Source organism: Cellulophaga sp. Hel_I_12 (genome assembly GCF_000799565.1).
GTDB lineage: Bacteria > Bacteroidota > Bacteroidia > Flavobacteriales > Flavobacteriaceae > Cellulophaga.
The window spans coordinates 1,794,795-1,808,863 of sequence record NZ_JUHB01000001.1; the positions used below are offsets into that span (position 1 = coordinate 1,794,795).

Below are 14,069 nucleotides of genomic sequence, written 5' to 3' on the forward strand. Positions count from 1 at the left end.
CTTTATTCTTGATTGCGGATTTCGAATAAAACATTAAAAAATTAACTAAAAATATTTAAAAGTAAATCAATGTCGTAGACCAATAATTCATTAGAAAATTTTTAGTGAACCTATATAAAAATGGTTATTTTAAAGGGTAAATTACGAGTGAAAAAACTTTATACTTTTTTTAAAACTACAAAATGCCAACTTCTGCGTTACTTCAGCAACTTTTTTACCTCATCTTTTATTTAGCACATAAATAAACTTCTGTGTTGGGTAGCAGACAGGTAAACTAATAAGCATATTATTTGGGTCAAAATTAATTCAATCCTAATAGTAATTTATAATTAAGCCATTGAAAACATGTGTTGAAGTTACAGTTACTTTCAGATTCTAATAAGGTTCCTGGCATATGTCCTGCACATAGCTTCAAAGCTTCCGATTTCTATTCCACATGGTTTATTATTCCTTAAAAAGTGGACAGCGGGTAAGCTCCATTTCAAACTTCAGCTTTATCGTCTGATCTGCTTTAGATACAGCTCCACTAGAAAAATTTAGCGGAGCGCCTATTAATGTTTTACTAATTTACTTGTAAAACACTGTTGAATTGAAGAATTTTGTGCTGCCTATAAAAATTGAAAGCAGCCCTTTATGGAGATTGAAAAGTTTATTTTTTGTCTTGAAGCCATTCCAGATGTAGAGATTGAGCAGACTACCGAAGTGATGAACATCTTAGAGGATATGGCCTTACAACAAGATATTAGCAGTATTTACAAAGCTTGTGACACCATCGAAGGCTTGGAGGAAAGCTTAAATACCTTGCTGTACGACGATCACCATTTTAAAGATTACGAAATTATTTATCTGGTGGTACCCGGAGCGGCAAATAACATACTGCTGAATGAATATTACTACAGCATTGAAGAGATTGCAGAACTATTTGAAGGAAAAATGAAAGGAAAAGTGATTCATTTTGCAAACCAAAAAATCTTAGATCTAACGGACGAAGAGTCCCAGTACTTTTTAGATGTCACTGGCGCACGTGCTATTTCGGGCTATGGCACTACCCACACTGAAATTTCGAGTAGCAGTACCATTGATCGTGTGTTTTTTAGTCTTTACCAAGAAAACGATGATTTTAAAGAGGTGGTAGAGCTGATGTTTCAAAAACATTATAACCTCTGCAAGTTACTGGACTTTAGATTGTATTATTAGCGGGTTTTTTATAGTAAAGTGAGCTCAAGTCTAAAAGATATACCCGATAAACTTTAGATAAAAATGTTTGTACTATCGCGCATTTACATGGGTTTGCAACAAACGTTTTTTATCTTTTTCTACCGCAGGGTGTTTTCGATGTGCCCAAATTTTATCTCTAGCGATTCGCGCACTTTCTTGTAAATCTACAATGGGCAAAGGATAGGCCTCCCCGATTAGCACCCCACAAAAATTCTGTTCTAGGAGCGTCATTTTCCAAGGTTCGTGAATGTGGGTTACGGGTACATTAGCCAGCTCTGGTAGCCATTTTTTGATAAACCTTCCTTCTGGATCGTGCTCTTGTGAATTTTTTACCGGATTATATAAGCGCACCGTATTGATCCCTGTGGTACCGGCCTGCATTTGAAACTGCGGATAATGAATGCCTGGTTCATAGTCTAAAAACTGCCGTGCTAAATGATAGGTACCTTCGCGCCAATCTTGGTCTAAATTAAGGGTCAAAAATGACACCACCATGGCACGTATTCTAAAATTAATCCAGCCTGTTTGTTCCACTGCCCGCATACAGGCATCAATTAAAGGAAAGCCTGTGGTACCTGTTTTCCAAGCTTTAATAAAGTCTTCATTTTTAGCATGGGCTAAAAGCTCGTAGCCTGTATTGATACACTGCGTTTCATAGCGGCATTCTACCTCGAACTTTTGAATAAAATGGCAGTGCCAATGCAACCTGGTGAGCATGGCCGAAAAAGCCCTGCTATTTTTTGTGCCGTTGGGGTGGGTACCAATATACTGAAAAACTTGTTTTACACTGATATTCCCCCACGCTAAATAGGGAGATAGCCTGCTGCAGGCTGTTCTACTTTCTGCAGGTTTTGAAATGTGCTTTTGATAGTTAAAACCTCGTTGCTGAACAAAGGATTTTAAATAACGCCATGCGTTTTGTTCGCCGGCAGGTTGGTACTGTTGAGGATATACTTTGAGGAGCGCAAGTAATTTATCGGGTATTAAAAAAGGATGTTCTAGCGGTACTTGGTTTGAAACGGTATAGGTATTTTGTAGCACTGGCGTATGCATGTTTACATGCCATTGTTTGCTCCAATCTACTCTGTTTTTTATGCCCCTTAAAATGCCATCGCGCTGCGATTCTTGCCAGGTAATCTGCTCTTGTTTGCAAAAAAAATTTACTTTTTTATCGCGTTGCCAGGTTATTTGAGTGCCACTCTCGCGGTAACTAAAGATTGTTTTTATCGTGAAAATTGTGGATAAGTATTCAAAAACCTCAAGCGCTTCCCCATAAAACACCTCCACCTGTCTATGAAAGGGGGCTAAAACTTTATTTAAAGCTAGAATTGCATGGTAGTTAAATTGCAAATGCCTTAGGCTCGTATCTGGGTGTGCTATTAGAGAAGGCTCAAAGATATAGATGATCCGGTAGGGTATGCCAGCCTTTTCTGCCTTGAACAGTGGTTCGTGGTCCTGAGAACGAATATCACGCTTTAACCAAACAATATGTGTTGCTTGCATTTTCAATGCCCTAGTTTTTTTTTAATCCTAAAATTACTTCCTTTTTCAATAAACACGGCACATACCCACTGCCATACCCATGTAGGATAGCAGCATACTATGGCTGGCAAAGATACTAAAGTAGACAAGATACTTAGGCTCTAAAGATTGCATTTGTTGTTAACTGTGACCTCAACCTTACATATCGCATCGCAGTACCCCTAAAGCTTTTTTTAAGAGGTCTACTAAGGATAACTGATGCTTTAAACTGACCTGCACTATACTTCAAGCCAGAGCACTGTAGATGGCGTTGATTTATGTTGGCTATTTTCTTACTTTTACAGGAAATACACTATTTAGAAAAAAGAGTTTAACACTTAAGAAATAGTGTGCATGTCAAGCACTGGGTTCCAGGCATAGCGATATGACGTATAGAACTTTGTGATGATCCCTATAACGAGCAGTAACCAATGATGACATTCCTAAAAAAATTACGCGATAGCGTTCGGACCAAAAACAAACTCAAGGCTGCCTTATTGGAGTTAGAAAAACTCAAGGCTGAGGTAGATTCGAAAGATCCGTATACTAAAATTTTTATTGAACAGGCGCCAACCGCAATTGCCATGCTCGATAAAAACATGCACTATATCGCCGTTTCTAAGCAGTGGATTTCCGACTTTAAAATGGAAGGTAAAGAAATCATTGGCCAGTGTCATTACGATACGTTTCCAGAAATAGGTGACGAATGGAAAGCCAACCATAAAAAATGCCTAGAGGGCGCTATTGACACGAATGATGGTGCTCCTTTTGTTCGCGCTGATGGTAGTGTGCAATGGATTTATTGGGATGTTCGGCCTTGGTATATTTCTGAGGGCAATGTTGGCGGATTGATCATGCATACTGGCGATATCACCCACCTCAAAGAAAAAGAGGAGGAACAAATTTTTATTGAAAAAATACTCGACAAAACCAACGAAGTGGCCCGTATTGGTACTTGGGATATAGACCTTATAAAAAATACGCTTTTCTGGAGTAAAATGGTTTGCAAGATTCATGAGGTACCTGAAAACTATGTGCCAGATTTAGAAGCTGCCATTGATTTTTTTAAGGAAGGAGAAAGTAGAGATACCATACGCAATGCGGTCAATGAAGCGATAGAAAAGGGTATTGCCTATGACGTTGAAGTAGAGCTGGTCACTGCCAAGAACAACATAAAGTGGGCCCGTGCCATTGGGCAGGCAGAATTTGTAAATGGTAAATGTGTTCGCCTCTTTGGCGTTTTTCAGGATGTAAATGAGATAAAACTTTCGCAATTAGCTTTAAATAAAGCGCATACCGAATTAAAAGCCATATTTAATTCTAGAGCGGTAGCTATTGTAGCTATAGATATGGATGGTATCATAAGTCAGTTTAATCGGGGGGCAGAAATTTTAACGGGCTATACGGCTGAAGAAATGATTGGCTTGCAAAGTCCCAAGTTTTTTCATTTTCAAGAAGAGTTAGACAAGTTTAGAATTGATGTTGCAAAGCGATACAATAAAAACCCAATAGGTTTTAGTGCCCAATTAGAAATGTCTAAACACAATGCTTATGATACCCGTGAATGGAATTATAAGAGAAAAGATGGCTCTTCATTGCCTGTGCTATTAACCTTAACCTCTATGAAAGATGAGCAGGATAAACTCATAGGCTTTTTAGGTATTTCAACGGATATTTCTGAATTAAAAAAAGCGGAAAATGAACTCATTAAAAAAAATCAGTTATTAAGTTTTGCCGAAAAAATAACCATGATGGGCAATTGGCAATGGAACACCCTCACCAATAACGTAAAGTGGTCTGCTAACCTCTATACTATTTTTGGTGTTGAAGAAAACACCGCCATCACCTATGATACCTATTTTAGTTTTGTTCACCCTGAAGATAAAGAAACAGTAACGCAACACGTAGCGCGCATCTTTAAAGAAAAAAAATATATTGACTTAATGCATCGCATTATTCTAAGCAATGGAACGGTTAAAACAGTACAACTTTTGGCTGAGGTAATTACCGATGATTTCGATAATGTGATTGAAGTCATTGGCACCTGCCAAGATGTGACAGAACAAAAAATAGCAGAAAATAAATTACAAAGTTTAGCTCAAAAGCTGACCAGTCAAAATAATCAACTAGCCGATTTTGCGCATATTACTTCTCATAATTTAAGAGCCCCCGTTAGCAATCTCAACTCGCTTTTAGATTTTTACAATACTGCCGAAAGTGAACAGGAAAAAAAGAGTTTATTTGAAAAGTTTGAAAAAGTAATTCACCACCTTACCCTTACCTTAAATACATTGGTAGAATCTTTAAGAACAAAAAATGTAAGCCTAGAGGATTTAGAAGAGGTGTCGTTTGAAGAAGTGCTCCACAAAACAAAAGAAATACTGAGTGGTGAAATAATAAATACGTCGGCAATCATTACATGCGATTTTTCTAAAATGGAAAAAATTGTGTATAATAAGTTATATTTAGAAAGTATTTTTCTTAATTTGTTAAGTAATTCTATGAAATACAAGTCAGCGTCTCGTGATCCTGAAATATTTATTGAATCTGATGTAAAAGATGGAAAAGTAACATTACAATTTAAGGATAATGGTTTAGGGATTGATTTGGAAAAGCATGGTCACAAACTATTTGGATTAAATAAAACATTTCACAGACACAAAGAAGCCAAGGGTGTTGGCTTATTTATGACCAAAACACAAATCGAAGCCATGGGAGGTGTTATATCAGCCTCTAGTGTGGTTCATGAAGGGACAACCTTTCATATAAATCTCAATTAAGGCCTATGCAAAAGAATCCTATTAATATCTGTATTGTTGACGATGACGATATTTACCAATTTACTTTAATTAAAACGCTACAGTCTTTTAAGCTACCCAAAAACATCATCGCTTTTGCCGATGGTGAAGAGGCCTTAAATTTTATGTTAGACCATCTTGGCGATGAGCATAAACTTCCGGATATTATCTTTTTAGATATTAATATGCCGATCATGGATGGGTTTCAATTCATGGATGAATATGTTAAAATAAAACCTAAGGTAGGTAAGCTGATCACCATATACATGGTATCTTCATCTGTAGATGCTGTAGATGTAGAACGTGCAAGAAACATTAGCGCTGTTTCTGATTATATCATAAAACCCATACAACAAGGCGAATTAAAATCTATTATTGATAAATTAGTAGGTGATTTAGACTAAATAGTTGATCGCTTGTCTGGGAAATAAGAATAGGATCGCTCCCTGGCTGTTGCTAGGGCCGAATCCGCTGCCAACTAAGGCCTAAATGCATATACCCTCTCCTCAAAACGATATAAAGTACTGCGCACCATTCAGTCCTTATAAGCACAATACACTAGCGAGTACCTTAATACGCTTTTGCTTTAATGCATCATTTGCGTAAGCTATTGCTGTAACAAAAAACCTTTCGGATAGCGGCTCAACAGCTCAATTAGCTCGCGTTACAAGCTAAAAATAGACTACAAGGCCCACGATCTAAGTTATGGCCTACGGGAGCAGGCTTGGCAAAATCAACTGATTTTTTCTTATGATTCCTATATTGCTTGCTTTTTTGTAGGATTTTTATTACTTTTATACCTAAAAAGACCCAAAGTTAATGACTAAAATTTAACGGGGATACTTGCCCTACCAAAGCAAAGCGAAGTGCTTTCCCCAAAAACCTACAAATTTATTCCTCTAGACTTTATTAGCTTATGAAAATTGAAACCGTGTGTATCATTGATGACGACCCGATTTTTGTCTATGGAACAAAAATTTTATTGAACCATAATAGCTGGTTTGGTTCTTCTGTACTTGTATATGAAAATGGCCAAGAGGCTTTAGATGATTTAACTGCCTTAGTCAAAAGTGAAGAAAAACTGCCTGACGTTATTTTTTTAGACTTAAATATGCCTACCATGGATGGCTGGGAGTTTTTAGATGAATTCGTAAAATTACCCATTAAAAATAGGCCCAAGGTCTTTATCGTAAGTTCTTCTATAGATCAAAAAGATATTCAAAAAGCCCTTAGTTATGCGATCGTAGAAGATTTTATAGCAAAACCATTGTCGAACACACTCATGGCCAATATATTCAAGGCCATTTCAGAAAAGGATGAACCTGCGCTATAATTTTTTATAAAAATACCTTAAAAACCAGAGCAGGCTTAATTAAAAAAAACATGCTATGGCTATAGGAACCTTTTTCTTGTAAACCAGTCCTGTTTAAAAGGACTACCCATTTCTCAACCCTAAAGTACTTTTTCAGAAAGAATACCATCTAAAGTAAGTGCTATTTAAAAATAAGCATCTATTTATGCTAATCTTGATAAGCAGACAACATCCAGACTAATTTTTCTTGCTGCACGATATAATCGCTCATAAGCGCCACCGTACCTTCGTCATTAGCCTCGGAGGCCATAGAAAGGATTAGTCTTTCTTTTTGCAATAAAATCTTTAAAGCATCGAGAATAGCATCAATAGCTTTCTCGCCATCGGTTACGTTCTCAGCTGCTTTAATTTTACTCGTTTCTAAGTATTTTGAAAAAGAATGCAATGGCGTTGCGCTTAAGGTGAGTACCCGTTCGGCAATTTCATCTACTTTCAGCAGCGCATCGTTATACAGCTCTTCAAATTTAAGATGTAATTCAAAGAATTTTTTTCCTTTTATATTCCAATGAAAGCCTCTGAGATTCATATAAAAAAGTTGGTAATCTGACAGTAACTCATTTAAGTGTGCTGCGGTGCTTAGTGATACTTTATCATCTAAACCAATGTTATTTGTATTTTTCATATTGTATTATTTAAAATTGTTAATGGCTTCACTTAAATCAAATATTGGGGTGTTCTTGAGTTGTCGTTCTAAAATACTACTTCCAGCAGCGCTTCTATACCCTCCAGCGCAATGAACCACAATGGGTTTATCCGTAGGAATATTTTTGGCACTATTTCTTAAGTCATTTAACGGGTGCACTATAGCATTTTCAAAAAACTTCCCGTCCGCTATTTCACTTTCATTTCGAATATCAACTATCGTGTACTTTTCAGGGTTTTGTTTAAAATCATGCAGATCTAATTCTTTACTTTTCAATAGCTGTTCATTTTCAAGAGTTATGACCTCCTTTACTTGCGTTTCATAGCCTATTTTAGAAACCCTATTTAATACATACGCTGCATTTTCTTCTTCGGCTACTACCAAGGTAAATGCTTCATTAGGCGCTACAATAGCTCCCAACCAGGTTTCGAATTTGTCAGTTTCAGATAATCCTTGAATATTGATACTGCCTAAAAGATGCCCTTTTTTAAAATTAGCAGCATCACGTATATCTACAATTAAACCAGTGGCACTTTCCTCTTTTCTGAAGGGAACGCGCTGTAAAGCTGGAGTTAAACTTTCTGCTCCTTTTTTGTTGATGTCTACATTAAAGCCAAAGTACAAGGGTATAAAAGGTTGTCCGTCAAGTATTGTAGCCATAAATTCTTGCTTGGATTGTTCTTTAAAAGCCCAATTACTTTTTCGCTCCTCACCTAGCGTGCTACTTGCAGCATCGCTTAAGTTTTTACCGCATAATGAACCTGCGCCGTGCGCCGGGTATACGATGGCATCATCGGGAAGCTTATTATATTTAGTTTGCATCGTCGTATACATCATCTCGGCAAGTGCTTCACGTTTTGCTTTCATATTGCCCGCTTTTTCCCGTAGATCTGGTCGACCAACATCACCTATAAATAAAGTATCACCCGTAAATAGGGCTGTTTTAGTGCCATCAGTAGCTACGATGCTAATACTATCCGGTGAATGCCCTGGCGTGTTTAGTGCGTTTAAGCTGATATCTCCTAAGGAAATAGAAACGCCTTCATCAAAGGATTTGTGCGGATAATCAGCGCCTAGTTTTTCACTGTTATAAATGGTAGCGCCCGTTTCTTTATGAATTTGTAAATGCGAACTCACAAAATCGGCATGTGGGTGGGTTTCTATGACAGCGGTAATTTTAGCCTTATGGGCTTTCGCAAATTCGTAATAGGCTTTAGGATCTCGTTCTGGATCAATGAGCGCCATTTCGCCATTACTTATAATGGCATAAGAATAGTGGGCTAATGGTTTATATTCAAATTGTTTTATAATCATAGTTTAGGTCATCTTTGAATTAAAAAAAGGACTCCTGTAAATATACATAAAGTCCTTTATTTTTATTTTAAATATCTTTTTTAGCTAAGTACCACGTTATTTTTTCAACAGAATCATCTGCCAATCTTTCGTTCAGTGCATCTAAAGATTTTGGTGGTGGACAAATGGCTTTATCACCTCGTTTCCAATCTAAAGGCATGGCTACTTTATGCTTGTCCGACATTTGTAAAGCGTCTAAGGCGCGTAAAATCTCATCCATATTTCTACCTACATTAAGTGGGTAGTACATAATTAAACGAATTTTCTTAGCGGGATCAATAAAAAATACGGCTCTAACGGCAGCAGTCTCACTTTCGTTAGGCTGTAGCATTCCATATAGTTTAGATACTTTCATATCGATATCTGCAATAATAGGAAAATCAAAATAAACTCCTGTATTTTCTCTTACGTTTTGTACCCAGCCCAAGTGTGCATGAATGCTATCGATACTTAAGCCCAAAAGCTCCGTATTCAAGGCATCAAACTCAGGTTTACGAATGGCAAACCCACTCATTTCGGTGGTACAAACGGGTGTAAAATCTGCGGGATGCGAAAACATGACAATCCATTTATCTTTCGCAAAATCTGACATTTTAATGTTTCCCTTAGTCGTTACCGCCTCGAAATCGGGTGCTATGTCGCCTATTCTTGGCATGGGATGTATTTTCTCTGGAGATACGTTTTCGTTATTCATGATAGTTTTTGTTTATTGTTATTGTTAATTTTGATAAAATTAAACTATAGTGATAACACCTACCGTAACCTAGGTTACACAGCATCAGTTTTAACATTTTTTAACTAAGGTTAGACAAGACTATTTTGAAATAAACCTAAAAAAAAATAGCTTGGGTAGTTCCCAAGCTATTTTTTAACGCGAAGCGATATAGTGATTTCAACTAGACCATTTCAGCAAAAACCTCTACCTTTTCAGGAGCTTTCCATACCATATGTTCCTCATACAAGCTAACCTCGTTTTGTTCTGTTGGATCCATGACCATAAGGTAGATCCATTCATTGTCTAATAAGGCTTTGAGATGTGGAAATTTTTCTAAAATGGCTTGAACACGTTCTTTGGGTGCTTGAATTAAGACCGATAAGCGCAAAGGTCTGTGGTACATTTTGTCATCTGTTTCATTTACGGATTGTAACGGAAGTCCCGCTTTTAAATCACTCCCGTTGCCTTGAACCACACCAAATTTTCCGGTAATATTATGGGCTATTTTTGAGCCCCCGCCATACTGATGGTTATCTACCGTTGCAAAATAATAATGATTATTAATCCATTGGGTAACGACCATGGGGCCTTGCATAATTGCTTCTAAAGCTGCTGCCTCTATGTCTAATTCCCAATCGTAGGAGTGCAGAAAACAATGCCCGCCTAAGTTCATGTTTTTGGTAAGTTCTCGCGAACCAATCACAAAACCTGCATTTTTCGCCAGTCCCCATTCTGGTCTTGTTTCTGACCAGTTATTGGTTTTAACATGTGCGGCGGCGATGCTCTTAGTTTGCACCCCTAAGCGTTCTTGTGTCGCTGTTTCTTGCGTTTTTAAAAGAGCCACTTTTAATTCGCTTAAACGCTTCGCATGTGTTGGTGGTACCTCAGCATCAAACAATACAATTTCGTCGGTTGTAGTATTGTGTTCTGCACCGATGAATACGGTATCCTCTGGGATTCGTATATCATGATTTTCTCGCAAGGCTTTTCGAACTTCTGAAAGATTCGCTAGTTTAGCCAGCATACGTGCATTATGGCGGCCGGGACTTGCTGCACAGGCCCCACAATCTAAACTAGAACCAAAAGGGTTATTTGCAGAATGACTACCGTGACCTGCAAAAACAACTACAGGAGCAAAAGTACGCCAGCCTGTTAAATCAAAGGCCGTCTTTACAATGGCTACTTTTTCTTCTAAAGGAATATCTATGCTGGTTTCTTTGGTATGGGTATGCCCTATTTGTGGGGTACAACTATTTTCAAAGGACCCTTCATTTTTGCGCTGTGGCTGGTATAATGATCCTGGAAATAAAGTTCTGATCAGTAATGACATCCCATAAAAAATACCAGAACCTTCTACATAACCGAATGCTGAAGGCAGCATATTTTTCATTCGCACTAAAAAATATGAAGTAAACTTAGCTCTCTTAACGCTCTTTTTATAGTTTTTTAGATCTGCTGTTTTATGTTCTTGTGCCGTCTCAGAAACCTGATAGGCAGAGCCTAAAATTGGCGGACATGATTTTCTTGAAATACCATCCTCTAATTGTGTATAATCCATGGCTATTCCAAAAAAACCGGCATATCCAAAGGTTTCATAATTCCCTTTAGATTCTATGTTTCTTCGTATTAATTCTGATCGTGTATCAATACAGAACACAAATTGTGCATCGGGTACATTTTTATGGGTAGGCTTCGAAATAGTGTTGGGTGATTTTATATTGGTCACAAACTGCTGCTGCCAACTTTTTTCCCAAGCCTTTAACCAAACATACTGTAATTGTAACATGGTCTCTAATTCTCCGTTGGTGCTTTTAGGGGGTACTATAGAAGCTTTCAAAGCTTTAGATACCCACAGACGAACGGCAAGATAATCGGTTAGTGTAATACTGTATTTTTGCTCCCAAAGCGAATTCGTTTCCGCTCTAAACTTAATATAGCCTGTCCAACCCGGCAAAGCTGCCAAATGATATTCGAAAATAGCTTGTTGCTCTTGCTCTGAATAGGCATTTAAAAGCTTTTCTAAGGCTTCGGTATTTGTTTTTGGAAGTTGAACATCAAGTGCTTTTCCTATTTCTTTGTCATAGCTTGCTAAAATACTCCAAGCTTTATAAAAACCTTTTTCTTTGTTAGGCATTTGCCATTCCGCTAGGCCTTCATCCATAAAAACAGACAGCCATTTTACCATTATTTTATCAACGCGATGGTTTGGATTTTCGATTTCATCATACTTTATAGCTTCCAATTGGTCCAAATAGTAGGCCGGAGATTCGGTCATTCCATTTTCGATCAAAAGAGCGTTCAATACCGTAGCATCTATTTCCCCTAACTCCCAGGCTTGTTTAAACATCCCTACATCAGGAAATACACGACTCCCTGTTAATCCCTGTGCTTTTTTAACGGCATTTATAAAATGGGTGTTTTCATATCCTGATAAGGGATTTGAAGTTACAAAGGAATATAAAGGCCATGTTTTACCGACCACATCTGCTGCTTTTTCAATCGTGTTCAAAAGAATATATGTACTCATTATTTTACGCTTTTATATTTAAGAATAGTATTGTTATCAGGTTGAGACAGGTTTAAAAGCTTTACGTAAAGCCAAGGCACTTTTCGATAAACACCTAATTTCATGATAAAAAATCCCAATAAGAAAATAAGGCCAAATACCACTTGGATAACCGATAAGGTTTGTGGTACGTCGCTCATCGGCATGGCTACCATTAAGGCTGTCACACCATTATAGAGTAGGGCGTATAAGCTAATTCCAGTTATAAACAAGAGGATAGGCACTACGGTTTTCTGCACGGCCGTAAGACTCTTTTCTTTTACAATATTATACGTCGCTTGACCTACCGTAATGGCTACAATAAGGGTTAAAAATATACTGCTATCTACCATATTTGTTTTGCCGGTTAGAAGCGCAAATAATAGCGCTCCTGCGATACCAAATAGTAAAACGATAACGGCTTGTAAGGGTTTAATTTTTATTTTTAATTGCTTCTTAGGGGCACTATGTGCAATTTCTTCTCCAGACGATAAAAACAGATAAGCCTTATAAAAGCCATGCAAGATTAGGTGGGCTATGGCTGCATTAAAAAAACCTAAACCACATTGCATAATCATAAAACCCATTTGAGCAATGGTAGAACAGGCTAGTTTTTGCTTTACATTGACTTGCAACAGTTTTGTGAATTGTGCGATAACCGCCGTAAACCCGCCGATAATAAACAGCAAGGTTAATGAATTTGAAGCCACTAAAACCGCGGAAACCAAGGCCAGTAAAATACCTGAGCCATTTACAAAGCCTGCATGCATTAAGGCAGATGCTGGTGTAGGTGCTGTCATGGCCGAAAGTAACCATCTATGAAAAGGATAAATAGCCGATTGTATGATGGCGGCTACGATAATCAATAATGAAGCTATAACTAACATAAAATCAGGAATTGCCTGTAAATTATCAAGGATACCCGATAAGGTATAATGGTCTGTTTGGTAGGCCAATAGTAATAGGCCAAAGCTTAACACTAGGGTTCCAGTCAAAAAGAATTTTTGAGCCAATTTGGAAGCTTCTCTGGCTTCGCCCCATTTTGCATCAACACCGATTAAGCGTGCCATAAAAACACCCATGAAAAGCCATGAAATAAGTAAGGCAGCGATGTGATTCGACATCACAAATAGCATCACAGATAGCGTAAAACCTAAGGATAAAAAGGTAAAACGCTGATGGTATCGAAAGCCATTGAGGTAATTTTTTGCGTAGGTACTCACAAGGGCACTAAAAAAAGTAACGGTGCTCCAAAGTAATAATGTAAAACCATTTATGATGAAGATGTTGTTCCAATTCCATTGTGGTGCGTACATCAAAAAATAAACAAGTACTGCGATCGTACCTAGATGTAAGGTCCAAAGTAAGGGACTTGCCACTTTTGAAATAATAGGACTATCGCCATTTGTTTTAATTTGCGCCGTATTTTGGGCAAAATTGTTGTTTGGATTGCTGTTCAAAATCATTTTTTTTACTATTTATTTTAGGGTAAGTAAAGTGATACCTTTAGGTATTTGTTGCATTAGAAAATAGTTATTCAAAGACAGTTTTAATCGCAGCTGCTCATTTGAAGGGTTCCCTTTATCTGAATCTCTTTTCCTTCTGCTCTCATTTTTGAGATAAACTTTGTGACATTTTGCTTTTCAGCTTCCAGTTCTTTAATTCGTTTGAAAATAGGTTCTTGATCATTTTTGTGATTTTTTTCCCAAAGTTGAATCCCTTCTATTTTATGGTAATTTATTTTTTGATCCAATAAGGCCATCATCACTTCCGAAGCCTGTTCTGGCGTAAATTTGCCTTTTACCAATTGAATGTTCTGTGTTGTGGTCTCGTTTTTTAATGTTTCGTTTTCCATTTTTTTTAAGGATTTATTAATTTCGCCACAAAGGTTATAAATTTTAATT

At 37.4% G+C, this 14,069-nt stretch carries 11 protein-coding genes; 4 read left to right on the plus strand and 7 right to left on the minus strand.

Annotated features, from left to right (window positions below):
• The first annotated feature begins 633 nt into the window (after positions 1 to 633).
• Positions 634 to 1,197, plus strand: a complete 564-nt coding sequence (locus tag GQ45_RS08040) for a DUF6642 family protein (protein WP_047416558.1) — start codon at positions 634 to 636, stop codon at positions 1,195 to 1,197.
• 72 nt (positions 1,198 to 1,269) lie between these two features.
• Here the strand turns inward: GQ45_RS08040 and GQ45_RS08045 are convergent, their stop codons facing one another.
• Positions 1,270 to 2,721, minus strand: coding sequence for a cryptochrome/deoxyribodipyrimidine photo-lyase family protein (locus GQ45_RS08045; RefSeq protein ID WP_047416560.1), 1,452 nt, complete (start codon positions 2,719 to 2,721; stop codon positions 1,270 to 1,272).
• A gap of 449 nt (positions 2,722 to 3,170) precedes the next feature.
• Here GQ45_RS08045 and GQ45_RS08050 point away from each other — a divergent pair, with 449 nt between their 5' ends.
• The 3 genes from GQ45_RS08050 (at position 3,171) to GQ45_RS08060 (ending at position 6,870) form a co-directional block, all read left to right on the plus strand.
• Positions 3,171 to 5,519, plus strand: coding sequence for a PAS domain S-box protein (locus tag GQ45_RS08050; protein ID WP_081980906.1), 2,349 nt, complete (start codon positions 3,171 to 3,173; stop codon positions 5,517 to 5,519).
• A gap of 5 nt (positions 5,520 to 5,524) precedes the next feature.
• Positions 5,525 to 5,941 carry a response regulator gene (locus GQ45_RS08055; RefSeq protein ID WP_047416564.1) on the plus strand — a complete coding sequence of 139 codons (417 nt, stop codon included), beginning with the start codon at positions 5,525 to 5,527 and terminating at the stop codon, positions 5,939 to 5,941.
• A gap of 512 nt (positions 5,942 to 6,453) precedes the next feature.
• Positions 6,454 to 6,870 carry a two-component system response regulator gene (locus tag GQ45_RS08060; protein WP_047416566.1) on the plus strand — a complete coding sequence of 139 codons (417 nt, stop codon included), beginning with the start codon at positions 6,454 to 6,456 and terminating at the stop codon, positions 6,868 to 6,870.
• A 187-nt stretch (positions 6,871 to 7,057) separates the two neighbouring features.
• Here GQ45_RS08060 and GQ45_RS08065 read toward each other — a convergent pair whose 3' ends face one another.
• The 6 genes from GQ45_RS08065 to GQ45_RS08090 all read right to left on the minus strand — a co-directional run bounded on the left by GQ45_RS08065 (position 7,058) and on the right by GQ45_RS08090 (position 14,020).
• The gene (locus GQ45_RS08065) at positions 7,058 to 7,531 is read right to left on the minus strand and encodes a Dps family protein (protein WP_047416568.1); all 474 of its coding nucleotides are present in this window, start codon (positions 7,529 to 7,531) and stop codon (positions 7,058 to 7,060) included.
• Positions 7,532 to 7,537: 6 nt separating this feature from the next.
• Positions 7,538 to 8,866: a rhodanese-like domain-containing protein gene (locus GQ45_RS08070; protein ID WP_047416571.1), complete on the minus strand. Its 1,329-nt coding sequence runs from the start codon at positions 8,864 to 8,866 to the stop codon at positions 7,538 to 7,540.
• Positions 8,867 to 8,933: 67 nt separating this feature from the next.
• Positions 8,934 to 9,599, minus strand: coding sequence for a peroxiredoxin (locus GQ45_RS08075; RefSeq protein WP_052188166.1), 666 nt, complete (start codon positions 9,597 to 9,599; stop codon positions 8,934 to 8,936).
• Positions 9,600 to 9,801: 202 nt separating this feature from the next.
• Positions 9,802 to 12,147, minus strand: a complete 2,346-nt coding sequence (locus GQ45_RS08080) for a DUF2309 domain-containing protein (RefSeq protein WP_047416574.1) — start codon at positions 12,145 to 12,147, stop codon at positions 9,802 to 9,804.
• Complete coding sequence (locus GQ45_RS08085; RefSeq protein ID WP_047416576.1) at positions 12,147 to 13,631, minus strand: proton-conducting transporter membrane subunit; 1,485 nt, start codon at positions 13,629 to 13,631, stop codon at positions 12,147 to 12,149. The genes GQ45_RS08080 and GQ45_RS08085 overlap by 1 nt, the downstream gene beginning before the upstream one ends.
• Before the next feature lie 83 nt (positions 13,632 to 13,714).
• Positions 13,715 to 14,020 (minus strand): hypothetical protein, encoded by a 306-nt coding sequence (locus GQ45_RS08090; RefSeq protein ID WP_047416578.1) that lies wholly within the window; start codon positions 14,018 to 14,020, stop codon positions 13,715 to 13,717.
• Positions 14,021 to 14,069 lie beyond the last annotated feature (49 nt).

What these genes read in the sequence shown, in the direction of transcription:
- GQ45_RS08055 (WP_047416564.1), top strand. Translation starts at nt 5,525, where the DNA reads ATGCAAAAGAATCCTATTAATATCTGTATTGTTGACGATGACGATATT.
- GQ45_RS08080 (WP_047416574.1), bottom strand. Translation starts at nt 12,147, where the DNA reads ATGAGTACATATATTCTTTTGAACACGATTGAAAAAGCAGCAGATGTG.
- GQ45_RS08075 (WP_052188166.1), bottom strand. Translation starts at nt 9,599, where the DNA reads ATGAATAACGAAAACGTATCTCCAGAGAAAATACATCCCATGCCAAGA.
- GQ45_RS08065 (WP_047416568.1), bottom strand. Translation starts at nt 7,531, where the DNA reads ATGAAAAATACAAATAACATTGGTTTAGATGATAAAGTATCACTAAGC.
- GQ45_RS08090 (WP_047416578.1), bottom strand. Translation starts at nt 14,020, where the DNA reads ATGGAAAACGAAACATTAAAAAACGAGACCACAACACAGAACATTCAA.
- GQ45_RS08050 (WP_081980906.1), top strand. Translation starts at nt 3,171, where the DNA reads ATGATGACATTCCTAAAAAAATTACGCGATAGCGTTCGGACCAAAAAC.
- GQ45_RS08070 (WP_047416571.1), bottom strand. Translation starts at nt 8,866, where the DNA reads ATGATTATAAAACAATTTGAATATAAACCATTAGCCCACTATTCTTAT.
- GQ45_RS08040 (WP_047416558.1), top strand. Translation starts at nt 634, where the DNA reads ATGGAGATTGAAAAGTTTATTTTTTGTCTTGAAGCCATTCCAGATGTA.
- GQ45_RS08085 (WP_047416576.1), bottom strand. Translation starts at nt 13,631, where the DNA reads ATGATTTTGAACAGCAATCCAAACAACAATTTTGCCCAAAATACGGCG.
- GQ45_RS08060 (WP_047416566.1), top strand. Translation starts at nt 6,454, where the DNA reads ATGAAAATTGAAACCGTGTGTATCATTGATGACGACCCGATTTTTGTC.
- GQ45_RS08045 (WP_047416560.1), bottom strand. Translation starts at nt 2,721, where the DNA reads ATGCAAGCAACACATATTGTTTGGTTAAAGCGTGATATTCGTTCTCAG.